The following is a 23,348-nucleotide window of genomic DNA, read 5'->3' as shown; positions in this document are numbered from 1 at the left end:
TCATTCTATATCAATGTTTTTTTTTAGTTTTTATATTGGCAGATAGGCTTCAACCCCACTTTCAAGCCACAGAAATTTCTCTTTTACATCAGACTTCCCAATTTCACTTTTTAAAGATTTTACAGATTGCTTAAAGTGCCACCAGCCTTCGTAATGTATCGGCATTACGATCCTTGGTTTTAAAAGTTGAGCTGTCGCAATTGCTTCTTCGCCATTCATGGTAACTCTTAAATTCTTTTTTAAGTACGGAAATGCTCCAGCTCCTAGATGCAAAATAGCTATATCGACTTTTTTTCTTTTCTCCAATTCATACAATCCTTCAAAAAGAACTGTATCTCCAGAAATATAAATGCATCCGTTGGCTTGTCTTTGCCATTCTATTGTAAAACCAATAACACTCCCCATAATTTTATTCAATCTTCTTATATTGGTATGTTGAGCAGGTATCGCTGTAATTTTTAGATTTTCTACTTTTTCGGTTTCAACATTATATTCTTGCCAGTTGTCAAGCCCAATGGTTTTGGTGTTTTTTAAGCGTTTTACAGCATCTGTAGTAGAAAGAACAGTTGGAACTGTTTGAATAAAAATGCGTCCTTTTTTATCTAAATTATCGCTATGATGATCGTGACTTAACAAAACCAAATCTATTTTTCCAATTTCTTCAATAGATAATGAAGGACTGCAATACTTTTTTGAAAATGCCATCGGGCTGCTGACATATTGCGGAAAAAATCCATCTTTTTTATTTAAAGTAGGATCTGTCAAAATTTTAAATCCATTTATGTTTATCAAAACGCAAGCCGTGTCGATATGTGTAATTGTAACTTCCATTTGCATTTAATTTTAATTATTAAAATGTTCATGCAAATCTGAGTCTAATAAATGGTCTGCAAATTGACTTTGGTCAAGAAATGCGTTTTCTTATTCGACTTAAAGTCTCTGGTACAACTCCAATATAAGATGCAAGATATTTTAGCGGAATCTGCTGAATGTATTTCGACTGTTCTAGCAACAGTCTTTCATATCTTTCTTGCGGTGTTTTTGTCAAAAGATCTAGTTCTCTTTTTACTTTTTTTTCAAGAAGATATTCAGTTGCGATACGTCCAAGTTTCTTTGCTGTTTCGCACTTTTCGTAAAGACGCTGTAAACTTTCATATGATATAGAATACAATTGGCAATCTGTTAAGGCCTGAACATAAATTTCGGTTTTAGCTCTATTATAGAATGAGTCGTATGCGCAATAAAAGGAATTTTTAAATGCAAAATCAAATGTAATTTCTTTATCATTCGCAACAACATAATACCTAACAACTCCTGTATCGATAAATGATAAATAATTCTCGAGTTGTCCTTGAGCAAGAATCAGCTCATTTGAAGAAAATTGTCTTGTTTTTATGCAACTTAAAAACTCAGCTAAAGTATGTTCTGGAAAACCCAGTTTTTCAAAATATTCTATTAAAGATGTCATTTTAAATAATTCAATATTTATTCTAGGCTAATATACAATCATTCCAACAACTGAAAATATAGAACAATATGCTAAATTGTTGCAAATGTTTAGAAAAAGTTCTAAATTACATTCAACCTAAAAAAATCAAAATCATAGAATGAAACAGCAAAAAGATTGGTCAATAGACGAAATTCAAAATACTTGGCAATTAGTTTCAAAACTTCACGACGGGCAAAAATATGGCGGAAGCAATGAAGGCGAAAGAGTAGAATACATCAATCACATTGGAAGTGTTGTTTTTGAAGTTTTAAATGCCAGCCGATTTACAGAAAATATGAATACTGATTTGGCTGTAAAATGCGCTATGCTTCATGATACTATAGAAGATACGGCATTTAATTATGAAAAAGTTAATGATTTATTTGGAAGCGAAGTAGCATCTGGAGTTTTAGCATTAACCAAGAGTGATGAAATTAGCGATTCTCTCGAAAAAATGCTTGACAGTTTAAATAGAATTAAACAGCAGCCAATAGAAGTTTGGGCTGTTAAAATGGCGGATAGAATATGCAATTTGTATGAACCGCCATATTATTGGAACGACGAAAAAAAGTTAAAGTATATTGAGGAAGCCAAAATTATACATAACGAACTGAAAGATGGAAATGTGTATTTAGCAGAAAGATTTAAGAATAAAATTCGGGAGTATAATCGTTTTCTTAGCACTGCTAACCTATTATAAAACACCAAAAAAACCAAACAATTAGATTCGGGAGTTTTTTGTAGAAAATAAATTTTACTAAAGTTTAAATAAAATTTCGAATTCTTAGTAAGACAAGCTAATAACTTCATCTTCATATTGATAAATTAAGACATTGTTGCCAGCATAAAAGGCAGATCTAAAATCTCTTTTTAGGGTTTCTTTTAACTTTTCAAATTCTAAATTGTAGATTATTATATCAGAATTTCTTACGATGCAAACCAATCTGTCAGTAATATAAAAAGTATGTAATACGCCAAATTCCCAATAAGCAAATTTAGTTTTAATTACTCTTAACGGTCTTTTATTCTCTAAAACAGAATATTCGCAAATAGAAAAACTATCATTTTGAAATTTATCTCTAGTATAAAGTAACACTACAAATCGATCTCCTTTTGAGTTAAAACTTAAATTATGAAAAGCGCCATTAAAATCAAGATCATCCATATCATAAATCAAATCAATCTTTTTTGACTGATTAAACTTAAAAATTTTAACGCCTTGAACTCCATAATTGGCATGATGAGCTATAAAAGCAAATTGATTCGTAATATTCGTTTTAGTCACTGATTCAATATATTCATAACCAGACCATTCTTTTTCGGGATATAGTTGATCATCACTTAATAAAGCTTCAAAAGTAGTTTCGTCTTTTATCCAAAATGCTTTAATAGGCTTATGAGTATAGTCTTCATCTGAAATTGAAATAAACTCATCTTCTTTATGATGAATCAAGAATATTTGATTTCTAGCTCTCAAAAAATGTTTTTTGAAAATATTTAATCCATCAGAATTAAAATGATAATAATAGATATTATCACTATCAATAAGGGATAATATTACAAAATCTTCCCCATTTTCTGAAAATGTATTTAAGATAGCACTGCTAGTCACTTCAGGAGAATGCAGAAGTTTCAAATTAATATCTTTTAAAAGAGTAAATTGTTCATCATAAATTACTAAGTGGTATGAATAGTCCTTTGATAGTAACTGATATATATATCTATTATTTTTATTAAAATGAATTGCAACAATTAAATTACTATCATCTTGATAATCGGAGAACAAACATTCCTGATATTCGGGGTTATTTCTGATTTTTTTTTCATTTTTATCTTCTGAAAAGTTGTAACTTCTAAGAACAGTACGATTTTTACTAGGGTTTTCATTATTTTTTATTGCATAAACTACAATAAGCATAATGCCCAAAAGTATAATTAAAGTAGAAAATATAATCATTTCAATAAAATTATAAAGTTGTTTTTTCTAGTTCAATTTAATTAAAGATTTTCTTTCGTCAGCCTATCTAATTCTTTCAACAAAGTTGGCATTCTAAATTCTCCGTGCATGCTTTCTACTTTTTTAAAAGCCTCATTCAAATCAATTCCGATAGAAGTGATGTATAATGGTTTCTTGCTGTCGCCTCTAAATAAAGCTTTTTTGTACTTTTCTATAGACGCAAAATTTGTTTTGGCTACACCAATAATCGGAATTTCTCTGTTTAGCTTTTCGTATAAGTAACCTCCCAAACCATATTTCTGTTCATCATTTAAATACACAAAACCATCTACCACAATGACTTCAACTGTAGATAAATCAATTTGGTTTAACAAACTCAAAATACAAGGCAATTCTCTTCTGTAGAATTCCCCTGGAATATATTCTTCTACATTGTCAATTGTTTCAGAGTGAATTTTAAAGTTTTTATCTTCGTTCCATTCTGCAAATTCAAGACAAATTGTTTTGGCTTTCTGGTCAAAGTAATACGTGTCAAAAGCTAGGATCATATATTGTTTTATAAAATATCAGAGTCTAAAAATAGAAAATCCTGATAGAAACATGCCTTTATATATTCTTTTTTATAGAAACTTTTAAATTCTAATTCCTAACTTATTAGTAATCAATTAAAAATAAAGTTTATGAAAACGAAAATGATATGGGCCAACTTGGTTTCAAACGATTTACAGCAAACAATTCAATTTTATACCGATTTAGGCTTCAAACAAAACGGACAAAACACAGAGGAAATCGTGAGTTTTTCTATTGCGGAGAATAATTTTATAATCAACTTTTTTACAACCGATAGATTTAAAACGGCCTTAAAAGGCAATTTAGTAAATGCTAAAAATGAGAACGAAATTATCTTTTCGCTTTCTGCAGAGAGCAGGGAAGAAGTAGACCTTTGGTACGAAAAAGTCAGAAAAGCTGGTGCAACCATTTTTTCTGAACCCGAAAACTATCAATTAGGCTATACTTTTGGTTTTGCCGATCCAGACGGGCATAAGTTTAATTTTTTATATTGGCCGGGAATGTAATTTTTCGCTTTTTGAATTTGAAATCAAAATAAGGCAATAGACTTAATTGCTCATTTTAGTATTGTATTCTGCTGCGATATCACTCCAATCATTTTCCCAAGTATTTTGGAAATAGATTTCTGCCATATGCCAATCTTCTTCATCCCAATCCTCTCTTTCGTCTATCAATTCTAACTCTTCAGATTCTATTTTTTCGATTATTAAATTCAAAAAATCATCAAAACTGTCTGCAATAACAGCAATTGGCTCAGGATCGCCAGTTGGCAGGTACAAAATTTGCCCTAAAGTTCCTTTTGAATTGGGATTAAAATCGATCACCAAATAATTTCCAGAGCCATCATGCGCAAACGGAATTCTTTTTGGGCAATACAAAGTATTCTTTATCTTTTCTACCTGATTAATTGCTTCAGCTTCCATTTCTGGAGCCTCTTTTAAGAAAGTCCACTGCATCTTCATCTCTTCAATTCCTAAGTAACCAAAACCTCCCATAAAGCCAATGCTTCGATTTTCTCCATTATAAGTTTTAAGAAGATCAATGTGGGATTCAGGTAATTTAACTTCAATAAAGTCTTCTAATTTGCTAATTTCATTAGTGTCAGCGCCAATATTCATGAATTGATCAAAAATATCAAGTTTCGATTTAAAAGCTGTAATATATTGGTGAGATAAAATTGATTTCATTTTGGTTTGCAATTATTTAGTGTTTATTAAACTCTGCTACTAGTTTTTTGTTTGCTTCAATTATTTTCTCAGGGCGAATCATATTTGGATTAAAAATCAAATCGTAATTTTCATCTTTTGGCTTAAATTGATTTACGCCATAAGCTACACTATTCGCCGGAATACTTTTGGTTATAATAGCTCCCGCGCCAATTACCGAATTTTCTCCAATAACTATTGGCCCTAAAATTTTGGCGCCATCGGCAATAATCACATTTTTAGCAATAATTGGATTTCCGACGTTTTCCCATTCATTCGTAATTTTATTGTACTTCAAATTGGCTCCAATAGAAACATTTTGAAAAATAACCACATTTTCGCAGATTTTAGATGCTACGATGGTGCATCCGCGCCCATGATGCGCAAACAAAACGGTTTTATCCATTTCTGCACAGTTTATTTCACAGCAGTATAATTTCTCTAATAAATTGCCCGCAATGTATTTTAAAAGACTATTTTTTGAATGACAATTGATTTTAACTAATGTATTAAACATATTGTTTTTAAACGTTTAGCAATAACTCATAATTCATAACTCATAACTCAATTTAAGGTTCCCAAAGTTCAATTTTATTGCCTTCCGTATCCATAATGTGTACAAACTTACCATATTCGTACGTTTCGATATTGTCGAGAACCGTAACTCCGTTTGCTTTCAGTTTTTCTACAAGACCTTCAATATTCTGAACACGGTAGTTTATCATAAATTCTTTTTTAGACGGAGAAAAATATTCATCTCCTTTCTTAAAAGGACACCATTGCGTAGATTCTATCTGTTCTGGATTATCCATATTTCTAGATTCGAAACTTGAAGAACCCCATTCATTGATTTCTAATCCTAAATTTTTAGCATACCATTCTTTGGTTTCTTTTGGATTATCCATAAAAAAGAAAATACCGCCAAGTCCAGTCACTTTTGGTGTTGTATCGTTTGAATTGTTTTCCATAAGAAAGTTTTTAAGGTTATTTTTCGAGAATCTAAGATATTAAATATTGCTTGCATTTTTATTCTGTTTGCTTTTGAATTATATTTACATAAACGTATTTCGACTTAAATCAAACTAAATGAAAACGGAAAGAATCTACAAAATCCTATTTTCTAGCGTATATCCTTTATACATTCAAAAAGTTGAAAAAAAAGGAAGAACTAAAGAAGAATTAGATACGGTAATAAAATGGCTTACAGGATATAGCGACGAACAAATTAAAGAGCAGATTGAAAAGAAAGTGGACTTTCAAACATTCTTTGCTGAAGCTCCAGAAATCAATCCGAATGCTTCTAAAATTACTGGCGTAATCTGTGGTTATCGTGTAGAAGAGATTGAAGATCCTTTAATTCAAAAAATGCGATATCTAGACAAATTAATTGATGAAATCGCCAAAGGACGAAAGATGGAAAAGATTTTAAGAGAATAAAAAAGCTGATCAGAATACAACTATACAAAATATATTCCGTAGGAATATCTCATAGGTAGAAAAGGAAAATAGCGTCTACATTGTGTCCTGTAGGGACACCTGATTTTATGAAAATAGCATATCAAAAAATCAAACGTTGCTACGGAACGTACTCTCTAAATCAATTTAGTTCTACCGATGAAACATTCCTAACGGAACGAATTCTTTTAAACTCTTAATAAACCGCGAAATCCTCTCGCAGCATAATACGATTCTGCTCCATTATGATAAACAAAAACGGTATTATATCTGAAATCTGAGAAAATCGCACCACCTAATTTCCTAATCTCTGACGGAGTTAAAATCCAGCTTGAAGTTTTAGTATCAAATTTTCCTAATTTTTGCAGCTCTTTATATTGCCCTTCGTTTAAGATTTCAATTCCCATTTGTTCCGCCATATTTATAGCGCTGTCAGCTGGTTTATGCTCTTTTCTTTTTTCCAGCGCTTCATGATCATAACAAACACTTCTGCGCCCTTTCGGACTTTCAGCAGAACAATCCACAAAAAGATATTCGTCAGTTTTAGCATCATATCCAACTACGTCAGGCTCGCCTTCAGTTCTTTCCATTTCGTCAAGAGACCATAGTTTTAATGGATTAGCTTTTAGTTTAGCTTCAATTTTTGCCCAATCTAGATTTTCGTGACGGTTTTTATTCTTTTCAAAACGTTTTTCGAGTATGGTCAATAATTCGTCTTGCTCGTTTATGGTAAGTTGCTTTTTCATTTTCTTAAGTTTTTAATTAGAACTGCATCTTCTAGTTTCTGGTCTTAAATACCATGAAACCACAGTCAAAACAATTAATAATATTGGTCCAAAAAGTGCTGAAGCATCATCTTTTACAGCCAAATGTGAAACCACAGCTCCAGACATGGCAAAAAAGAAACCTGCATAAGCCCATTCTTTCAATAAACCGAATTTCGGAATCAGGATTGCAATTACTCCCAAAAGCTTCCAAACGCCCAAAAGAGTTAAAAAATAAAGCGGATATCCTAAATGTTGTATCATTTCTGCTTCTTCTTTGAGAGGAATAAGCTGTACGATTCCTGTTGATGTCATTCCTAAAGCCAGCCATAAAGTGGCAACCCAATAGATAATTTTATTTCTTTTGCTCATGATTCTTATTTTAGTTTAGTTACAATTTCTTCCAATCGGTTGTGTGCCATATTTAATCCTTGTGCAAATGGCAATTTTAACTGCGTTGTTCTGTGCTCAATAGATTTATAAATAATTTGCATGGTCAATTTGCTGGTATCATCAGATAATTTTTCAAACTCTAAAAATTCTAATTGAGGCGCAAAATTGGGGTTATCCATTTCAAAAGTGCGTACTATTTTTTCATTTGGAACAAAATCATGAAAAACACCATTTGCTTTAAAAACTAGATTACCGTTAGGATCGCTGGTTTCATACTCCCATCCGCCATATTTTTTGCTTTCCAGTTTCAAAACTTTTGTACCCATCCATTGTGCTACAATTTCAGACTCGGTATGAGCTTTAAATAATAATTCAACTGGCAGATCAAATTCTCTTGTAATCACAAGATCCAATCTGTCATCTTCGGCGTGAATTTTTGTTTTCTTTTCCATGGTTTATTTTTTATAGTTTTTCATAATTGATTCTAACTTATTAAAACGATCGTCCCACATTTTTCTGAATGGTTCGATGAACTTGTCAATTTCTTTCATTTTTTCTGGGTTTAAATGATAATAAATTTCTCTTCCGTTTTGTATTTGGTGTAATAGTTCACATTCGTTCAAAATCTGAATATGCTTTGAAATAGTCTGTCTTGACGAATTAAAATTCTCGGCAATTGCTCCAGGTGTCATGGCCTGAATGGCAACTAAACTTAAAATAGCTCTTCGGGTAGGATCGGCTATGGCTTGAAAAACATCTCTTCTAATTTCCATTATGCAGTTATTTGACTGCAAATATAATGAAGTCATTTGACTGCGCAATATTTTTTTTCATTTTTTTCAAAAAAGAAACCTTCAAACTTTTCAATTTGAAGGTTTTATGCTGTTTGTTTTACTTGGAAAAAGTGTTTTTAATCTAATCCGGCAAACTGAAAAGGCTTTGTTTCCTTGAAATTAATCAAAGAGTCACCTGAATAATTCTCATTATTGGCCAAACTTAATTTTCTAATTTTTCCCTTTTCGCTAAAATCAATTTTACTGAATTCAACCCAAATTACATTCGGATTCAAAACATTATCAAAATAATAAACCAGATTTTTTTGATCGGCAACCGTTCTCCAGCGGGTAGAGGAGATGTTAGGTTCTGTTTCTGAGGAAATTCCTAAAGGGACAGAACAGTTTCTAATGACACCAAAAACACTAGATAAAGCCGTTCTGATATTATCTGTCTTCGGAATAGCATCAATATAATAAGAAGCTCGTACAAAGCGATCTGCGGCACGATTGGTTCCTGGTAGCATAATGGTGCCTGGAATTCCTTTCCAATATGCATTGATAGCTAATTGCTGCTCAAAGATAGGAGAATTGGTCATTGCTACATATTTTCTATCATGATGAATAACCAACTTGCCGTTTATATATTCAAAAATAGCATTATCTCCAGTAGAATCAGAAATAGAAAGATGCACTGTAGCATAAATATTAGTTCCCGGAATATGTGAAGAGGTTATTACAAAATCATTCTTACCAAGAGCCGCAACTGTTTCTGCAACAGTAGAAAAATTATCTAAAACATATTGAAGCCATAAAGAAACAGCCAGACCTTTTACTTTTCCATTCTTTTCAAACGGAGGATATTGCGATTCTACCAACCACAAAAGATTGCCCACAAGTCCTTTTTCGTTCATACCATCAGAAGAAGCAATGTCCCAAGAACTGGTAATAACGCTTCCGTATTTAGATTTCCATTTAATCGAACTGGTTCCAACTTCACCAGATCTTTCAATTCCACGCGGGAAAATCCATAAATTAGCCGGAATTTCACCTTTCCAATCCATCGATCGTGCAGTAATAATTGTTCCGTTTAGGCCTTCGTAAACTATCCTTGTGCAAGGAAGTACAGTTTCGGTTATTAATAATGTAAAAGCAAGTAGGGCAGGAAAAATTCTGTTTTTTGGTTTCATAAAATTCAAAATTTAATTAAACGTTGCAATTGGAATTTATAGGTATTTACTGCAATTTACGGAATTTTTATTTTAATTATTTCAAAATGAATTAATAGTAAAAGAAAAGCGCTAAGATAATTCTCAGCGCTAATAGTTTTTATTTTAAAGCAAAATGCTCTTTTCTATATTAATTTGCTCCAAAAAAGATTGATCGTGCGAAATTACAATCAAAGTTCCTTTATACTCATTGATTGCGGCAGTTAATATTTCAATGTTTTGAATATCGAGATTATTTGTTGGCTCGTCGAGAATAATAATCTCAGGAGGAACATTACTAATAGTCAGACAACAAAGCATTAAACGCATTCGTTCGCCTCCGCTTAATGCATTGCAAGGTTTATCCCAGTCATTTCTGGAAAACAAGAAGCGATTTAATCTCATTTTTATTTCATGCTCTTCTAAACCGCAGTCATTAAAAGCCTGAGCTTGTTCATAAATTTTAAGATTCTGATTCAATAATGAATAATCCTGATCAATATAAATTGCTTTTTTTGCCAATGAAGTGGCTTGACCATGCGTTGGGATCAATTCTCCAAGAATAATTTTGATTAAAGTTGTTTTTCCAGAACCATTTAGGCCTTTTATGACAAGGCGTTCTCCAGAAAGAATTTCAAAATTGAGATTTTCTTTCCAAAGAAATTGATCTGCATAAGCATAATTAACATCAGAAGCTTTAAAAAGAGTTTTACCTTTAAGGAAAGAATTGTTTTCAAATCCAAACTTCATCTGATCAATAGCAGGAAGAGACGAACGCAACTGTCTCAAATCTTCAGAAATACCGCTGATTTTTTCCGCATGAACATCTTTCAGTTTAGAACTACTGTTTTCAGCTTTATTTCGAAGTGTATTCATCATAATTCTGGCAACACCCGATTTTTCCTGTTTCTTTTTTCCTCTTGAATCCAATTTATTTTGGCGTTCAATAGTTTCTCTTTCTTTTTCCTTGGCTTTTTTCAATGCCTTTTCTTTGCTTTGAACATCTTGTTCTAAAGCATTATGTTCAATTTTCTTCTGTTCGCTATAAAAATCATAATTGCCACCATAGACCGAAATTTCATTTTTTGTCATTTCTAAAGTCTTATTTAAAAGATTGAGCAATGTTCTGTCGTGGCTAACCACTAAAAGTGTACTAGAAGTAGATTTTATAAAATCATACAATAACGTTCTGCCAGCAAAATCTAAATGATTGCTTGGTTCATCTAACAAAACTAGATCGGGTTCATGAATCATAATTCCGGCCAAAAAGACTTTTGTTTTCTGACCACCGCTTAAAGTTTCTATTTTTTGGTTCAAATCCAAATCATGGAGTTGCCAATATGACAAAGCTTCGTTACAGCGTTCCTCGATTGTCCAGTCATCATTGAGAAACTGAAGATTTTCTTCGGTTACGATACCTTCAAGTATTTCTTTAAGTGAAGTTATTTTTTCCTTTATTTGTAAGGCTTCTGCAATAGTTAAATCGTTAAATTGTCCGAATAGCTGCGGAACAAAATAAGGTTTTGAATTATGAATGATCTGCCCTGAAAAAGACTGTAGTTGACCTGCAATAATTTTTAATAAGGTAGATTTTCCAACACCATTATTCCCGACCAAAGCGGTTTTATCGTGATGATTTAGTGTAAAACTAATGTTTTGAAACAGCATGTCTTTATTCTCATGCTGATAGGAGATATTTTGAAGAATAAGCATAATTCCTTTCTTTTATAGATAAATAATCTAGCAGCCACAAAAGAGTGGTTGCCTACTACATTTTCCTGAAAGAAATTATTTTTCACATAGAGCGTTGCTTATTTAAAGAAGTGCAAAGATATTTATTTTAGCCTTAAAAATCAAAAAACCATTCTTTACAATTGTAGCGAATGGTTTTTTGTATTGAATTAGGAGACAATTCTCCGTTTAAATTTTATCAAATGTTAGTTTGGCTTCTTTGAGATCTAAAACCAGTTTATCTTCTGTTATAGTACTTTCACAAACATAAGGAGTTCCAACTTCGTCTTTTATAACCAGTTTTTTACCTTTTTGCGTTAATGCGTAAGTTCCGTCTGTGATTTCACGAAGCAAGTATCCTGTTACATGCCCATCTTCTGTGAAAGTAAGCATTCCATTGGTTAAAATCGCGTTTTTTATAGAATCAGAAACAGGTTCTTTTGCTTCTACACCGGTAACTTTCCATGAATTCACAAGCTTGTCTCTTTTAAGATGGCATGAAACAATTAATACGACGACAGCAATGGCAATTACGAGGGTAAATAATTTAGAGTTTTTCATGATTTTGTGATTAAAAGTTAAACAGGAAAAAGTTACAAAAAAAAATGACATTAAAATATTCGAAATCAAATATTTATAAAGATTTTTTTTACTTCTAAAATTGAATTGCTTTTAATACTGAAAGTCTCTGTTTTCGGCACTTTTACTGATAACCAGCTGTTTATAAAACAGCTCTAGCAAAAGTCAAAATTAGTCTGATTGGCTTTTTGAGGAGTGCTAATTTAAGGTTAAAGCTCCCAAAATTTCTTCGTACATAAATGGACCTCCAGGATAGGTTGCGGTATAATCAAGATTCATCCAGACTTGACCGCGTTCGTCTATATGATAATGCAGTTTTTTGCCGTAGCTTTCTTTTACAAAAAGCACGTTTTTAATCAAGTAATTGACTTTTTCTAAATCAATCATTGAACCAATTAATATTTCAGGATAAATATGCCCTTTGGTGTGAATAAGGCGCGGAGTTCCGCCAATAGAGCGCACAGCTGCCGCCATCAAAATAGAGTGATCATCGCAATCGCCAGAAAAATATTCTAAAGATTCGCTGGCGGTTGCAATATAATCACCGTCTTTTGGATCGTTTACATAATTCCATCTGCTATTTATTTCTTTAAAAACAGCAAAACATTGAATTATAGTACGATAATCTGAATACCCTCTAATGCCTTTAAAATGCTTTGAAGTTGCCATAATAGCAAAATTTCGCACTTTCGGATTCTGGTATTCTATAGCATTGATAATTTTTGTTTTATTTGGAAACGGAAGCAGTTTTGCCACAATAATATCCTGCGGATATGGATTATCAGACATGGTATAAATCATAGAATTATAATCTTCTGAGATTTCGTTAAAACCATAATTTCCAATTACAGATCCATAAAACAGAATTAATAAATAAACTGCAACACACAGAATAATAATTGTTCTGAGATACATCAGAAGAAAAAATATTGCCGCAAAAACAAAAATAAAAATGAATATTCGATCTAGATTGAATGCCCATTCCAGATCGATCAAATTTTGATGCAGTATGATGAAAATCGGAATTGTAATTAAAAGACTTAAAATCGAAATAATAATCCTGTCCCACGGCGATTTCACCTGTAGTTTGGATTTTAATTGCGGTAAGTCAATTTTAGGGAATTTCATCATACGAATCAAAAAGCAGTATTTACAATGCTTTTACTGTTTCTACAAAAATACTTTTTTTATCAATAATTCCCAGATCAAATAATTGATTTTGAATTTTATTAAAAGATTTTTCTGTCAAATTTTTCTGTGACCATTGAGTCAATTTCAGCCATTCTTTTATATCTTCTGCTTTTTGATTGAACAGTTTGGATAACTTTTTGTCTATATCCGGGATTTCTTTAAAATCGACTGTTGTTTTGTTTATTATTTTAAGGATCGTTTCTACTGTTTTAGCATTCTTTTTTAAAAATTCATCACGTACTACAATGATAAATGAAGGCCAAGGAGTAGGGCAGTCGTCAATGCGTCTGAAAACACCTTTATCTACAAGCGGTTTCGTCATAAAACGTTCCCACATAAAATAATCTGCTTTTTTATTGGTCAGAGCATCTACAGCGCCATCAATTGTATTTACAATTTCAAATTCAAGATCATCCATTTCCCAGCCTTGTTCATTTGCATTTACATAAGCCATTAATTGTGATCCCGAACCGATTCTTGAAATCGCTGCTTTTTTATTCTTAAGATCTTTCAGCGTTTGAAAATCTGATTTTGCATCCACGTGAATTCCCCAAATTAAGGGAGATTGGACATAAACCTGAACAATTTTGCTCGGATTTCCGGCCGCAATATCTTTAAGAATTCCTTCGGTTAGAATAACAGCCAAATCTGTTTCTCCGTCACGAAGCATTTGACACATCTTCCCGGTTCCTTCGGGAACATTTGTCCATTGTAAATCGATGTTCTCTTCTTCAAATTCGCCATTTTCAATGCATAGATGCCATGGCAAATTGAAGTGTTCCGGAACACCCGCAATTTTGACAGTTTTCATTTATTTTAAGTTTAAGTTAAGTTGCTTGGTATGCGTATGCGTAATCTTATGGTTAAATTTGGTTAGTTTATTTGTTTTACAAAGTTATTTCAACACATAGAAACATAGTTTTTAAAACTTTTAAAAAAAGACGTTTCACTAATTTCAGTAAACATAGCTATGTGTTAAAGCTTGCTTTTCTGTACTCTTAAACAGATTCAAATAAAATCTATGTTTCTATGTGTTAAGTTAAATTTTAGTTTTTTAATAAATCTGCCCTGTGTTTTTCTGAAAGGCAAGGCTCTGCAAATTCTATAATGTCTTGTGATTCATATTCATTCAAAATGCTTCTCACCAAGGAATAATCTACATCTTTGGCTATTTCTACGGCAAAAAAGGTTTCATTTAATGCCTCAGATAAACAATTAATTGTTTTCAATTTTTCTCTGATAATTTCTTTATCAAAACCTTTTTCTAAAACAGCAACTTGAACAATAGAATTTCCAGAATTCTGAATCGTTTTTCTATGCATAAAACGTTCTTCCGTTTCATCATATTCTGCATAAAAAATGTCGTCTGTAGCGATCAAAGGACCGAAAAACGGAATGTTATCCAATTTAAAAAGACCTTTTTCCAGATCGATAATTTCTGCCCACATGGTTTCAGACACGACTTCGTCCAGATAATCACTATAGTATTTAAATAATATTTTTTTATGAGTTTCCTGTTTCATTATTCAATTTCGCTAATTACAGCTTTTAAAGGAGATATTACGATTCTATAACCATCTGGATCCTGAATCATTTTTCCGTTTTCATTCCAGAAAGGATTCAGCGATGGTATAACTGCAATATTTTGCTGCGTTAATTTATTTACTAATTTATCGTAATCTGTAATAGTTTTTGGGTATAAGACCATAACATCGTCTTCATCAAAAGTATGTTTGGCTTTAACATCTGATTGAGTAAACTCAAAATGCCAGTCTAAGCCAGGTTTTCCGATAAAAACGCCATCATAATTATTGTGATGTTCAAATCCGCCTAAGCATTCAAATCCGAGTACATCAACATAAAAATTTTCAATTTTTTCTAAATCATTCGTATGTCTGGCCACTCTCAAAAACATAATTTATGCTCTTATTTGATTAATATGATGTTCTAAATGATCTACATAATCGGTCATTAAAAACCTTAAATCTATTTCAGATTCGTCGGCCAAAATGATTTTGTAATCTAAAGCCTTTTCATCAACAGATTTCATCAATCTCACCATCTGTTTGTTTATGGTAAACCACAACTGCGTAAGTTCCTGAATATGCATTTTCTGATATTGATTTAAATTTACTAAATCCATTTGATTATACGGTCTGTGGCGATATGGTTTTTCTGCATAATTGATCTCTGTAAAACGAACCAGATTATGAATTGCAGAATCTACCAAATGCCCTAAAATCTCTTTTTTAGACCATTTTCCAGGATTTTTTACTTCTAAAATTTCATTGTTTATTGTCGGAATATAATTCACATTTTCCTTCAATAATTCTTCAAATTTAAGAATAGCGTTTTGCATATATTTTATTAAATTTCTTACTCAATTTTTCCTATAAAAATTATAAATAATATCCAGAAAAACATTCCAACAAATCCATTTTTTTCGGCTGTTGTAAAACCATTTTTATCTATAATTTTATTTCTTTGATCTAAATAATATTCTAAATCTTTAGGATACTTTTCTTCAATGGCTGCATTTAAAAATCGAAAAAATAACCATCTGGATAAACCACCAATACCTAATGTAAAGCGTTTTACAGGTTCCATTATGATATGACCAATCATCATTTGTTTATTGCTAATTTATTCAATGTATAAGCAATCAATTCGTCAACAGCTTTGTACGGATCTGCACTGAAAGTTCCAGAAGCACGATTAGCAATAATAGCGTTCAACGATAAAGCATTGTGGCCTAAAAGGGCAGAAAGTCCATAGATTGCTGCTGTTTCCATTTCTAAATTAGTGATTTTAGTTTCGTTAAAACTAAAATTATCCATTTTGTTATTTAATTCCTCATCTTGAATATTCAGACGCAAAACTCTTCCTTGCGGCCCGTAGAATCCTCCAGCAGTTGCTGTAATTCCTTTAAAAATTCGATCTGATTCAATTAATTGTTCTAATTTTTCTGAACACTGGGTAACATAAGGTTTTCCTTTTTTGGGATCCCAATTGGTATGTTTTACAAATGCATCTTCCATTTCTGTAATAGAAACATCGTCGATTAAGTAGGAGCGAAGCATATTGTCTAACCCCAAACCAAATTTCGACATTACAAAACTATCCACTGGAATATCTTCTTGCAGAGAACCTGAAGTTCCAATTCTGATAATATTCAAAGAAGTTAATTTTTCTTTTGGCTGACGCGTTTTCAAATCAATGTTTACTAAAGCATCTAATTCGTTTAACACAATATCAATATTATCAGGCCCAATTCCTGTAGAAACCACAGAAATTCTTTTTCCTTTATAGATACCGGTTTGGGTTTTAAATTCTCTTTTTTGAGCTGAATATTCGATTGAATCGAAAAATTGAGTGATTTTTTCTACTCTGTTTTGGTCGCCAACAAAAATAATGTCGTGTGCTATATGTTCAGGACGAAGGTTTAAGTGGTAAACGCTTCCGTCTGGATTAAGTATTAATTCTGATGATTGTATCATTTCTTTTTAAGTTGCTAAGGTTCTGAGATACTGAGGTTCTAAGTTTTTTTTTTGTTTCAAGTTTCATGTTTCAAGTTATTTGGACAACTTGAAACTTTAAACCTAAAACCTGAAACTTTTTAGCCTCCGACACGTTTGGTTTTAAATCCTTTTTCTTTTAAGATTGCCATTATTTTATCTCGGTAATCGCCTTGAATTATAATCGAATCGTCTTTAAAAGTTCCGCCAACGCTTAATTTGGTTTTGATTTCTTTGGCTAAGATTTTAAAATCTTCATCAGAGCCTTCATAACCTTCAATAATAGTAGTTGGTTTTCCTTTTCTTTTTTCAAATTTACAAATCATAGGTTCTTTCTGAACATAAAGAACGTGTTCTTGTTCTTCAACTTGTTCAGGCTCATTTGATTCAACATGATCTGGAAATAGATTCTTTAATTGATCTTTTAAGTCCATATTTTTTTTATTCTAAAAATAAATTTTCAAGCATAAAGATATCTAAAAATTAAATTCCAAACCCCAAGAAAAACTTGGAATTTGGAATTTTTATATCTAGAAAATATTTAAGCTTATTTTTTGATTAAGCCTAATTCTACTAAACGTTCGTATAAGAACTCTCCAGCTGTAATATCTTCGTATTTCTTTGGGTTTTCTTCATCAATGCAATTTTCAAGGCAATCTAAACGCATATCACTTACTGGGTGCATGAAAAACGGAATTGAATAACGTGAAGTTCCCCACAATTCTCTTGGCGGATTTACCACTTGGTGAATTGTAGATTTTAGTTTATTGTTGGTGTGTCTAGACAACATATCTCCAACATTGATTACCAATTCGTCATCTTCAGCAATAGCATCAATCCAATCGCCGTTGTGGTTTTGAACCTGTAATCCTTTTCCTTGAGCTCCCATCAACAATGTGATTAAGTTGATGTCACCGTGAGCCGCCGCACGAATGGCGTTTTCTGGCTCAGAAGTAATTGGAGGATAGTGGATTGGTCTTAAAATTGAGTTTCCTTCTTTTGCATAATTATCAAAATAAAACTCATCTAAACCTAAATGTAAAGCCAAAGCTCTTAAAACATAAACACCCGTTTTTTCCAATTTTTGGTATGCCTCTTTACCAACCGCATTAAAACGTGGTAATTCGGTAACTTCAACATTGTCTGGGTATTCAGAAGCCCATTTTGAATCTTTGTCAACGTATTGACCAAAATGCCAAAATTCTTTTAAATCTCCTTCTTTGCGTCCTTTAGCATGTTCTTTTCCAAAAGAAACATAACCTCTTTGTCCGCCGATTCCAAGAATTTCATATTTATGCTTAGTTTCTATTGGCAAGGCGAAGAAGTTTCTAATTTCGCCATAAAGTTCGTTTACCAATTGGTCATCAAGAAAATGACCTTTTAAGGCTACGAAGCCAATGTTTTCAAATGCACTGCCGATTTCATTTACAAATTTTTGTTTACGTTTCGGGTCGTCCGAAAGGAAATCACGTAAGTCTACACTAGGAATGTTTTGCATACTTTACATTTTTATTTTAAAAGAAAAAAGGTGTCATAAGCACCTTTCGCTAACAAAGGTAGATAATATTTTAGAAAATAATCTTAAGCTCAGGCATTAAAAGCAGGTTTATAGTTAAATTTTATTTTAGATTCTAATAAAACAGCAACAATTTGTTATATTTGAAACACCTAAAAATAAAAAATTACATGATCTTTTACCGCCAAAACCTGACTGACGCGCAATTATTAGATTTATACAAAAAAATATTAAAACCCCGACTGATCGAAGAAAAGATGCTCATCTTGATTCGACAAGGAAAAGTATCTAAATGGTTTTCTGGAATAGGACAAGAAGCTATTGCCGTTGGTGTAACCGCAGTTTTAGATTCATCTGAATACGTACTTCCAATGCACCGAAATCTTGGTGTTTTCACTACTAGAGAAATTCCGCTTCATCGCTTATTCTCGCAATGGCAAGGAAAAGCAAACGGTTTTACCAAAGGCCGTGATAGAAGTTTTCACTTCGGTACGCAAGAATACAATATTATAGGAATGATTTCGCATTTGGGTCCGCAGTTAGGAATTGCTGACGGAATCGCTCTTGCAAATAAACTTCAAGACAATAAAAAAATTACCGCTGTTTTTACAGGTGAAGGCGCAACAAGTGAAGGCGATTTTCACGAAGCGCTAAATATTGCAGCCGTTTGGAAACTGCCTGTAATGTTTGTTATTGAAAATAATGGTTACGGACTTTCAACGCCAACCAACGAACAATATGCTTGTGAAAATCTTGCCGATAAAGGAATTGGCTACGGAATTGAGAGCTGGATTATTGACGGAAATAATATTGTAGAAATTTATAATAAACTGTCTCAACTAAAGAAAGAAATGCAGGAAGATCCGCGTCCGATTTTATTGGAGTTTAAAACCTTCAGAATGCGCGGGCACGAAGAGGCGAGTGGTACAAAATACGTTCCTCAGGATTTAATGGATCAATGGGAACTGAGAGATCCTGTTGCGAATTACAGAAAATATTTGACCGAAAGCGGAATTCTTACCGCTGAATTAGACGAACAATTTCATGCCGAAATCAAACAGGAAATTGATGAAAATTGGGCAATAGCAAATGCTGAATCTGAGATTGAACCAACTTATAGTGGAGAATTAGATGATGTCTATGAAGAATTTCAATATGAGGAATATAGCCATAATTCAGAATCAGAGAATATTCGGTTTATAGATGCTATCAGAAATAGTTTAGAACAATCTATGTGGCGCCATAAAAACCTTGTAATTATGGGGCAAGATATTGCTGAATATGGCGGAGCTTTTAAAATTACAGAAGGTTTTGTTGATGCTTTTGGAAAAGAGAGAGTACGCAATACGCCAATATGCGAAAGCGCTGTAATTTCAACAGGAATGGGACTTTCTATAAACGGTTATAAAGCGATTATAGAAATGCAATTTGCAGATTTTGTTTCTTCAGGATTTAATCCGATTGTGAATCTTTTGGCTAAATCTCATTATCGTTGGGGCGAAAAAGCCGATGTTGTCGTTCGTATGCCTTGCGGCGGAGGAACTCAGGCGGGGCCATTTCACTCTCAAACCAATGAGGCTTGGTTTACTAAAACTCCAGGTTTAAAGGTAGTTTATCCAGCATTTCCTTATGATGCAAAAGGACTTTTGAACACAGCAATTAACGACCCAAATCCTGTTTTATTCTTCGAACATAAATTATTATACCGCAGTATTTATCAAGATGTTCCTAAAGATTATTATACCATTCCTTTAGGTAAAGCGGCTTTGGTAAAAGAAGGGAAATCGGTAACGATTATTGCTTTTGGAGCTACTGTTCATTGGGCTTTAGACACTTTAGCGCAACATTCAGAAATTGATGCTGATTTAATTGACTTAAGAACTTTACAGCCTTTAGATACCGAAACTATTTTTGCTTCGGTTAAAAAAACAGGAAGAGCCATAATCTACCAAGAAGACACCATGTTTGGCGGAATCGCAAGTGATATTTCAGCTTTAATTATGGAAAATTGCTTCGAATATCTAGATGCTCCTGTAAAACGCGTAGCGAGTTTAGATTCTCCAATTCCGTTCACAAAAGCACTTGAAGATCAGTTTTTGCCTAAAAGTAGATTTGAGGAAGTTTTGTTAGAGTTACTAAGATACTAAGACGCTGAGTTGCTAAGTTGCTAAGAAAAAAACTTAGTATTTTAGCAACTTAGAAGCTCTAAAATTATTTCGCTTCCACTTCAAACAATTGCACCTGATTTTTCAATCGGTCAATTAATAAATTCATCATTCGCTTATTCAAGTCAGAAGAATTTTGAATATAAGTATTGTATTCGTCTACAGTAAAAAGCGCCATTACGATTCCTTTTAACGAATTTCTAAATTTAATATCTTTCTGGATGGAATTTTCGATGGTCTGAAGTTTCTTTTCAACCGAGTAAGAATAAAAATCAGGTTTGTTTTTGTTTACGTAATTGATAAAAACGGCAATGAACAAATCATTTTGAAGTTTTAAAATAGGCCTGATGGTCTGGTTTTGAAAGATCTCATCTGCTGAAGATTGAGCACTTACGGTTCCTAAAGTTTCGCCTCTGAATTCTTTTAAAAAAGTGTCTCTATCTTCCATGGGGTTTTGTTTTTAGTTTTCTTTAAAGTTAAAGAAATAATCCCACAGTAAAAACCTATTTTTGTTTTTCTAAAAATAAATTATGCGATTATTTCTGTTTCTATGCTTATTATTAGCTTCTTGCAATTCAAAAGAAGATAAAGAAAAATATAACCGTCAACTATATCGTGCTGTAAACAACAAAGACACGGCGATTTTGGATATTCATATAAACAATAAACGTTTTTATGGGCGCTATGAAATTAATCACTACGGAACCGGAAAAGATTCTGGAGATGTACGAGGTGATTTAAGAGGCGACACGCTAAGAGGCGACTATCATTATATTTCTTTTGGCGGAGCTTGGAAAAGAGTTCCTTTAGCACTTTTAAAGAAAGATGGAAAGCTTTATTTAGGAAAAGGAGTAATCGGAACTTATTTTAATCTTCCATGTTACGTTCCAGAAGTTCCTATTGAATATCAAAATCCTGAGTTTCTTTTTGAAAGGATAGAGGAGGAGTAAATATTATAAAATTCCAAATTTTAAATTCCAAATTGCAAACTTGAATTACTTTGTGTATTTTACCGCAATCCCGATAGCTATCGGGAGCAAGGTTTTTTGACATACTAAGCCTTAAAAACGCAAAGTTCGCAAAGCTTTGTCTAAAAAACTTTGCGAACTTTGCGTAAACCTTTGTGAACTTTGCGGTAAAATACACGCAATCTATTTCAACTTGAAACCTAAAACTTGAAACAAAATCTAACTTAACGTAGAAGGCAATTCAAAAATTTCAAGATCAAAATATCTTACTGAAGCCATTACGTGGTCAAAAATATCGGCCATGATATATTCGTAATTTGCCCATCGTTTGTCGCTTGAAAACACATAAATCTCCAAAGGAACTCCGTGTGCGGTCGATTGTAGCTGTCTACACATAATATGCATATTCTTGTTCAATCCCGGATGATCATGTAAATATTGCATAATGTATTTTCTAAACAATCCTAAATTGGTCATATTTCGGCCATTTAGCGAAAGCGTTTTATCAATTCCTCTAAGGTCATTATATCGGTCAATTTCCGCTTGACGACTGTCAATATACGAGGTTATCAACTGTACTTTTCGCAATTGATGCAAATCTTCATCGTTTAAAAAACGAATTGTACTGCTTTTTATCAAAACGTGTCGTTTGATACGTCTTCCATCAGATTTCTGCATTCCGCGCCAGTTCTGAAAAGAATCTGAACTTAAAGCATAGGTTGGAATTGTGGTTATGGTGTTATCAAAATTTCGAACTTTTACAGTTGTCAAATTGATTTCGATAACATCTCCGTCAGCTCCAAATTTATCCATTGTAATCCAGTCGCCAATACGAACCATATCGTTTATGGCAACCTGAACACTAGAAACAAATCCAAGAATCGTATCTCTGAAAATCAAGATGATAATTGCCGAAAGTGTTCCTAGAATAGTTAAAAGTTCACCTTTTTTAATTCCGAATAAAGTCGAAATAATCATGGCAACTCCAAAAATCCAAAGCACAATCATAATAACCTGAACAAAGCTGTCAATTGGTTTGTCGCTGTATTCTGGTTTTTGTTTTAAATAATCGCGTAACGAATTAAAAACAGTTCGAACAATCCATAGTCCAAGCAATACAATATAGATTCCAACTATTTTTCCGAAAATCGATTCCCAATATTCATATTTGTCAAGAATAACAGGAACTGCTTTATAAATAAAGAAAAACGGAATTAAATAAGCGGTATATCTTGTCGTTTTGTTTTGAATTAAATAATCGTCAAACTTTGTTTTGGTACGCTGTGCAAAAATGGCGGTCAAAGTAACCAAAAGAAATTTGGCAGCATAATAAATTACGTAAGCCAATGCTATTAAAATAGCGATATTAAAGATCAGACTGGTATAAGACGCCACATTGCGGCTCATTCCCCAATCTCTAAAAACAGGATATAAAAAATTAAATATTTTCTCCAAAAACTTATGCATTTGCTTTAGTTTCTAAATATTTTTTCTCAATGTAAAAAGTTCCAAACGGAATAAGAGAAGCCACTAAAATAATTGCAAAAGTTTTTAAATCCCAATTCATTGATTTTTTCAATAAAAAGGCTAAAAGAATGTATCCGATAAATAAAACACCGTGGGTCATTCCTAACGGACGTAATAATGTATGATAAAGTTCAGGATTATTATTTTTGATAATCAACATATTAGCGAATAATACTAAATAAGAGATTCCCTCTAAAATGGCAGTAACTTTGAAAATCTTGAGCATGTATATATTTTTTAAGTTTTATGCCAGCAAAATTAAGGATTCTGGATTGATTTTAGGATTTAAAAATTCACAAATTAAATCAGTTTAATAGGCTGAAAATTGGAATTTGGAATTTA

General features: G+C 32.5%; 31 protein-coding genes. 5 read left to right on the top strand and 26 right to left on the bottom strand.

Translation table 11 applies throughout. The features are described 5' to 3' along the window. Positions 1-30: 30 nt before the first annotated feature. Together NU08_RS10945 and NU08_RS10940 are read right to left on the bottom strand one after the other, a co-directional pair. On the bottom strand, positions 31-831 hold the full coding sequence (locus tag NU08_RS10945; RefSeq protein ID WP_165352448.1) for an MBL fold metallo-hydrolase: 801 nt from the start codon (positions 829-831) through the stop codon (positions 31-33). A 73-nt stretch (positions 832-904) separates the two neighbouring features. Continuing rightward, on the bottom strand, positions 905-1,468 hold the full coding sequence (locus NU08_RS10940) for a Crp/Fnr family transcriptional regulator (protein ID WP_129747149.1): 564 nt from the start codon (positions 1,466-1,468) through the stop codon (positions 905-907). Positions 1,469-1,607: 139 nt separating this feature from the next. Here NU08_RS10940 and NU08_RS10935 point away from each other — a divergent pair, with 139 nt between their 5' ends. After that, complete coding sequence (locus tag NU08_RS10935; RefSeq protein WP_129747148.1) at positions 1,608-2,189, top strand: HD domain-containing protein; 582 nt, start codon at positions 1,608-1,610, stop codon at positions 2,187-2,189. A gap of 84 nt (positions 2,190-2,273) precedes the next feature. Here the strand turns inward: NU08_RS10935 and NU08_RS10930 are convergent, their stop codons facing one another. Both NU08_RS10930 and NU08_RS10925 read right to left on the bottom strand, forming a co-directional pair. Beyond that, a complete protein-coding gene (locus tag NU08_RS10930; RefSeq protein WP_129747147.1) occupies positions 2,274-3,446 on the bottom strand; it encodes a hypothetical protein in 1,173 nt (390 codons plus the stop codon). Between the two features lie 41 nt (positions 3,447-3,487). Further along, positions 3,488-3,994, bottom strand: a complete 507-nt coding sequence (locus NU08_RS10925; protein ID WP_129747146.1) for an endonuclease V — start codon at positions 3,992-3,994, stop codon at positions 3,488-3,490. A 132-nt stretch (positions 3,995-4,126) separates the two neighbouring features. Here NU08_RS10925 and NU08_RS10920 point away from each other — a divergent pair, with 132 nt between their 5' ends. Next, positions 4,127-4,522, top strand: coding sequence for a VOC family protein (locus NU08_RS10920; RefSeq protein ID WP_129747145.1), 396 nt, complete (start codon positions 4,127-4,129; stop codon positions 4,520-4,522). A gap of 42 nt (positions 4,523-4,564) precedes the next feature. On the opposite strand, the gene NU08_RS10915 is transcribed toward NU08_RS10920, so the two are convergent. From NU08_RS10915 to NU08_RS10905, 3 genes are read right to left on the bottom strand one after another with little or no spacing between them, the layout of a single operon-like run. Continuing rightward, positions 4,565-5,203: an SMI1/KNR4 family protein gene (locus NU08_RS10915; RefSeq protein ID WP_129747144.1), complete on the bottom strand. Its 639-nt coding sequence runs from the start codon at positions 5,201-5,203 to the stop codon at positions 4,565-4,567. Positions 5,204-5,219: 16 nt separating this feature from the next. Beyond that, entirely contained in the window at positions 5,220-5,738 is a 519-nt protein-coding gene (locus NU08_RS10910) for a serine O-acetyltransferase (RefSeq protein WP_129747143.1), read from the bottom strand. 52 nt (positions 5,739-5,790) lie between these two features. Continuing rightward, positions 5,791-6,189 carry a VOC family protein gene (locus NU08_RS10905; RefSeq protein ID WP_129747142.1) on the bottom strand — a complete coding sequence of 133 codons (399 nt, stop codon included), beginning with the start codon at positions 6,187-6,189 and terminating at the stop codon, positions 5,791-5,793. A 118-nt stretch (positions 6,190-6,307) separates the two neighbouring features. On the opposite strand from NU08_RS10905, the gene NU08_RS10900 reads away from it, so the two are divergent. Continuing rightward, positions 6,308-6,658: a DUF2200 domain-containing protein gene (locus NU08_RS10900; protein WP_008464157.1), complete on the top strand. Its 351-nt coding sequence runs from the start codon at positions 6,308-6,310 to the stop codon at positions 6,656-6,658. Positions 6,659-6,864: 206 nt separating this feature from the next. Here NU08_RS10900 and NU08_RS10895 read toward each other — a convergent pair whose 3' ends face one another. The 16 genes from NU08_RS10895 to NU08_RS10820 form a co-directional block, all read right to left on the bottom strand. Beyond that, positions 6,865-7,422 carry a DUF4256 domain-containing protein gene (locus NU08_RS10895; RefSeq protein ID WP_129747141.1) on the bottom strand — a complete coding sequence of 186 codons (558 nt, stop codon included), beginning with the start codon at positions 7,420-7,422 and terminating at the stop codon, positions 6,865-6,867. A 12-nt stretch (positions 7,423-7,434) separates the two neighbouring features. Next, complete coding sequence (locus NU08_RS10890; protein ID WP_129747140.1) at positions 7,435-7,812, bottom strand: DoxX family protein; 378 nt, start codon at positions 7,810-7,812, stop codon at positions 7,435-7,437. A 5-nt stretch (positions 7,813-7,817) separates the two neighbouring features. After that, positions 7,818-8,285, bottom strand: a complete 468-nt coding sequence (locus NU08_RS10885; protein ID WP_129747139.1) for an SRPBCC domain-containing protein — start codon at positions 8,283-8,285, stop codon at positions 7,818-7,820. A 3-nt stretch (positions 8,286-8,288) separates the two neighbouring features. Further along, a complete protein-coding gene (locus NU08_RS10880; protein ID WP_111378014.1) occupies positions 8,289-8,606 on the bottom strand; it encodes an ArsR/SmtB family transcription factor in 318 nt (105 codons plus the stop codon). A 137-nt stretch (positions 8,607-8,743) separates the two neighbouring features. Further along, positions 8,744-9,796, bottom strand: coding sequence for a linear amide C-N hydrolase (locus NU08_RS10875; RefSeq protein ID WP_129747138.1), 1,053 nt, complete (start codon positions 9,794-9,796; stop codon positions 8,744-8,746). A 144-nt stretch (positions 9,797-9,940) separates the two neighbouring features. Further along, a complete protein-coding gene (gene abc-f / locus NU08_RS10870) occupies positions 9,941-11,527 on the bottom strand; it encodes a ribosomal protection-like ABC-F family protein (RefSeq protein ID WP_129747137.1) in 1,587 nt (528 codons plus the stop codon). 207 nt (positions 11,528-11,734) lie between these two features. Further along, positions 11,735-12,106 (bottom strand): hypothetical protein, encoded by a 372-nt coding sequence (locus NU08_RS10865; protein ID WP_242502538.1) that lies wholly within the window; start codon positions 12,104-12,106, stop codon positions 11,735-11,737. A 216-nt stretch (positions 12,107-12,322) separates the two neighbouring features. Further along, positions 12,323-13,255, bottom strand: coding sequence for a transglutaminase (locus tag NU08_RS10860; RefSeq protein ID WP_129747135.1), 933 nt, complete (start codon positions 13,253-13,255; stop codon positions 12,323-12,325). A gap of 19 nt (positions 13,256-13,274) precedes the next feature. Then, on the bottom strand, positions 13,275-14,126 hold the full coding sequence (locus NU08_RS10855) for a substrate-binding domain-containing protein (protein WP_129747134.1): 852 nt from the start codon (positions 14,124-14,126) through the stop codon (positions 13,275-13,277). Between the two features lie 235 nt (positions 14,127-14,361). Continuing rightward, complete coding sequence (locus tag NU08_RS10850) at positions 14,362-14,838, bottom strand: DUF4265 domain-containing protein (protein ID WP_129747133.1); 477 nt, start codon at positions 14,836-14,838, stop codon at positions 14,362-14,364. Beyond that, a complete protein-coding gene (locus tag NU08_RS10845) occupies positions 14,838-15,230 on the bottom strand; it encodes a VOC family protein (RefSeq protein ID WP_129747132.1) in 393 nt (130 codons plus the stop codon). The genes NU08_RS10850 and NU08_RS10845 overlap by 1 nt, the downstream gene beginning before the upstream one ends. A gap of 3 nt (positions 15,231-15,233) precedes the next feature. Then, positions 15,234-15,674, bottom strand: coding sequence for a DinB family protein (locus tag NU08_RS10840; RefSeq protein WP_129747131.1), 441 nt, complete (start codon positions 15,672-15,674; stop codon positions 15,234-15,236). A 17-nt stretch (positions 15,675-15,691) separates the two neighbouring features. Continuing rightward, positions 15,692-15,943, bottom strand: a complete 252-nt coding sequence (locus NU08_RS10835) for a hypothetical protein (protein ID WP_129747130.1) — start codon at positions 15,941-15,943, stop codon at positions 15,692-15,694. After that, positions 15,940-16,812 carry a nucleoside phosphorylase gene (locus tag NU08_RS10830; RefSeq protein WP_129747129.1) on the bottom strand — a complete coding sequence of 291 codons (873 nt, stop codon included), beginning with the start codon at positions 16,810-16,812 and terminating at the stop codon, positions 15,940-15,942. Before NU08_RS10830 ends, NU08_RS10835 begins: the two co-directional genes overlap by 4 nt. A 119-nt stretch (positions 16,813-16,931) precedes the next feature. Beyond that, complete coding sequence (locus NU08_RS10825; RefSeq protein WP_008464140.1) at positions 16,932-17,264, bottom strand: translation initiation factor; 333 nt, start codon at positions 17,262-17,264, stop codon at positions 16,932-16,934. Between the two features lie 113 nt (positions 17,265-17,377). Beyond that, positions 17,378-18,328 carry an isopenicillin N synthase family dioxygenase gene (locus tag NU08_RS10820; RefSeq protein WP_129747128.1) on the bottom strand — a complete coding sequence of 317 codons (951 nt, stop codon included), beginning with the start codon at positions 18,326-18,328 and terminating at the stop codon, positions 17,378-17,380. A 188-nt stretch (positions 18,329-18,516) separates the two neighbouring features. Here NU08_RS10820 and NU08_RS10815 point away from each other — a divergent pair, with 188 nt between their 5' ends. Next, a complete protein-coding gene (locus NU08_RS10815) occupies positions 18,517-20,493 on the top strand; it encodes a thiamine pyrophosphate-dependent enzyme (RefSeq protein ID WP_129747127.1) in 1,977 nt (658 codons plus the stop codon). 64 nt (positions 20,494-20,557) lie between these two features. Here the strand turns inward: NU08_RS10815 and NU08_RS10810 are convergent, their stop codons facing one another. Further along, positions 20,558-20,959, bottom strand: coding sequence for a glyoxalase (locus NU08_RS10810; RefSeq protein ID WP_119790970.1), 402 nt, complete (start codon positions 20,957-20,959; stop codon positions 20,558-20,560). An 82-nt stretch (positions 20,960-21,041) separates the two neighbouring features. On the opposite strand from NU08_RS10810, the gene NU08_RS10805 reads away from it, so the two are divergent. Next, the gene (locus NU08_RS10805; protein ID WP_129747126.1) at positions 21,042-21,461 is read left to right on the top strand and encodes a hypothetical protein; all 420 of its coding nucleotides are present in this window, start codon (positions 21,042-21,044) and stop codon (positions 21,459-21,461) included. Between the two features lie 237 nt (positions 21,462-21,698). Here NU08_RS10805 and NU08_RS10800 read toward each other — a convergent pair whose 3' ends face one another. Together NU08_RS10800 and NU08_RS10795 are read right to left on the bottom strand one after the other, a co-directional pair. After that, entirely contained in the window at positions 21,699-22,946 is a 1,248-nt protein-coding gene (locus NU08_RS10800; RefSeq protein ID WP_129747125.1) for a mechanosensitive ion channel family protein, read from the bottom strand. Then, complete coding sequence (locus tag NU08_RS10795; RefSeq protein WP_008464118.1) at positions 22,939-23,232, bottom strand: DUF3817 domain-containing protein; 294 nt, start codon at positions 23,230-23,232, stop codon at positions 22,939-22,941. Before NU08_RS10795 ends, NU08_RS10800 begins: the two co-directional genes overlap by 8 nt. Between the last annotated feature and the right edge of the window lie 116 nt (positions 23,233-23,348).

The sequence above is a fragment of the Flavobacterium anhuiense genome, from assembly GCF_004151235.1.
GTDB classification, from domain to species: Bacteria; Bacteroidota; Bacteroidia; order Flavobacteriales; family Flavobacteriaceae; genus Flavobacterium; species Flavobacterium anhuiense_A.
The sequence above is the reverse complement of the archived record's forward strand: the minus strand, read 5'-3'. Positions and strand labels throughout refer to the sequence as shown.

What these genes read in the sequence shown, in the direction of transcription:
- NU08_RS10945 (WP_165352448.1), bottom strand. Translation starts at nt 831, where the DNA reads ATGGAAGTTACAATTACACATATCGACACGGCTTGCGTTTTGATAAAC.
- NU08_RS10940 (WP_129747149.1), bottom strand. Translation starts at nt 1,468, where the DNA reads ATGACATCTTTAATAGAATATTTTGAAAAACTGGGTTTTCCAGAACAT.
- NU08_RS10935 (WP_129747148.1), top strand. Translation starts at nt 1,608, where the DNA reads ATGAAACAGCAAAAAGATTGGTCAATAGACGAAATTCAAAATACTTGG.
- NU08_RS10930 (WP_129747147.1), bottom strand. Translation starts at nt 3,446, where the DNA reads ATGATTATATTTTCTACTTTAATTATACTTTTGGGCATTATGCTTATT.
- NU08_RS10925 (WP_129747146.1), bottom strand. Translation starts at nt 3,994, where the DNA reads ATGATCCTAGCTTTTGACACGTATTACTTTGACCAGAAAGCCAAAACA.
- NU08_RS10920 (WP_129747145.1), top strand. Translation starts at nt 4,127, where the DNA reads ATGAAAACGAAAATGATATGGGCCAACTTGGTTTCAAACGATTTACAG.
- NU08_RS10915 (WP_129747144.1), bottom strand. Translation starts at nt 5,203, where the DNA reads ATGAAATCAATTTTATCTCACCAATATATTACAGCTTTTAAATCGAAA.
- NU08_RS10910 (WP_129747143.1), bottom strand. Translation starts at nt 5,738, where the DNA reads ATGTTTAATACATTAGTTAAAATCAATTGTCATTCAAAAAATAGTCTT.
- NU08_RS10905 (WP_129747142.1), bottom strand. Translation starts at nt 6,189, where the DNA reads ATGGAAAACAATTCAAACGATACAACACCAAAAGTGACTGGACTTGGC.
- NU08_RS10900 (WP_008464157.1), top strand. Translation starts at nt 6,308, where the DNA reads ATGAAAACGGAAAGAATCTACAAAATCCTATTTTCTAGCGTATATCCT.
- NU08_RS10895 (WP_129747141.1), bottom strand. Translation starts at nt 7,422, where the DNA reads ATGAAAAAGCAACTTACCATAAACGAGCAAGACGAATTATTGACCATA.
- NU08_RS10890 (WP_129747140.1), bottom strand. Translation starts at nt 7,812, where the DNA reads ATGAGCAAAAGAAATAAAATTATCTATTGGGTTGCCACTTTATGGCTG.
- NU08_RS10885 (WP_129747139.1), bottom strand. Translation starts at nt 8,285, where the DNA reads ATGGAAAAGAAAACAAAAATTCACGCCGAAGATGACAGATTGGATCTT.
- NU08_RS10880 (WP_111378014.1), bottom strand. Translation starts at nt 8,606, where the DNA reads ATGGAAATTAGAAGAGATGTTTTTCAAGCCATAGCCGATCCTACCCGA.
- NU08_RS10875 (WP_129747138.1), bottom strand. Translation starts at nt 9,796, where the DNA reads ATGAAACCAAAAAACAGAATTTTTCCTGCCCTACTTGCTTTTACATTA.
- abc-f (WP_129747137.1), bottom strand. Translation starts at nt 11,527, where the DNA reads ATGCTTATTCTTCAAAATATCTCCTATCAGCATGAGAATAAAGACATG.
- NU08_RS10865 (WP_242502538.1), bottom strand. Translation starts at nt 12,106, where the DNA reads ATGAAAAACTCTAAATTATTTACCCTCGTAATTGCCATTGCTGTCGTC.
- NU08_RS10860 (WP_129747135.1), bottom strand. Translation starts at nt 13,255, where the DNA reads ATGATGAAATTCCCTAAAATTGACTTACCGCAATTAAAATCCAAACTA.
- NU08_RS10855 (WP_129747134.1), bottom strand. Translation starts at nt 14,126, where the DNA reads ATGAAAACTGTCAAAATTGCGGGTGTTCCGGAACACTTCAATTTGCCA.
- NU08_RS10850 (WP_129747133.1), bottom strand. Translation starts at nt 14,838, where the DNA reads ATGAAACAGGAAACTCATAAAAAAATATTATTTAAATACTATAGTGAT.
- NU08_RS10845 (WP_129747132.1), bottom strand. Translation starts at nt 15,230, where the DNA reads ATGTTTTTGAGAGTGGCCAGACATACGAATGATTTAGAAAAAATTGAA.
- NU08_RS10840 (WP_129747131.1), bottom strand. Translation starts at nt 15,674, where the DNA reads ATGCAAAACGCTATTCTTAAATTTGAAGAATTATTGAAGGAAAATGTG.
- NU08_RS10835 (WP_129747130.1), bottom strand. Translation starts at nt 15,943, where the DNA reads ATGATGATTGGTCATATCATAATGGAACCTGTAAAACGCTTTACATTA.
- NU08_RS10830 (WP_129747129.1), bottom strand. Translation starts at nt 16,812, where the DNA reads ATGATACAATCATCAGAATTAATACTTAATCCAGACGGAAGCGTTTAC.
- NU08_RS10825 (WP_008464140.1), bottom strand. Translation starts at nt 17,264, where the DNA reads ATGGACTTAAAAGATCAATTAAAGAATCTATTTCCAGATCATGTTGAA.
- NU08_RS10820 (WP_129747128.1), bottom strand. Translation starts at nt 18,328, where the DNA reads ATGCAAAACATTCCTAGTGTAGACTTACGTGATTTCCTTTCGGACGAC.
- NU08_RS10815 (WP_129747127.1), top strand. Translation starts at nt 18,517, where the DNA reads ATGATCTTTTACCGCCAAAACCTGACTGACGCGCAATTATTAGATTTA.
- NU08_RS10810 (WP_119790970.1), bottom strand. Translation starts at nt 20,959, where the DNA reads ATGGAAGATAGAGACACTTTTTTAAAAGAATTCAGAGGCGAAACTTTA.
- NU08_RS10805 (WP_129747126.1), top strand. Translation starts at nt 21,042, where the DNA reads ATGCGATTATTTCTGTTTCTATGCTTATTATTAGCTTCTTGCAATTCA.
- NU08_RS10800 (WP_129747125.1), bottom strand. Translation starts at nt 22,946, where the DNA reads ATGCATAAGTTTTTGGAGAAAATATTTAATTTTTTATATCCTGTTTTT.
- NU08_RS10795 (WP_008464118.1), bottom strand. Translation starts at nt 23,232, where the DNA reads ATGCTCAAGATTTTCAAAGTTACTGCCATTTTAGAGGGAATCTCTTAT.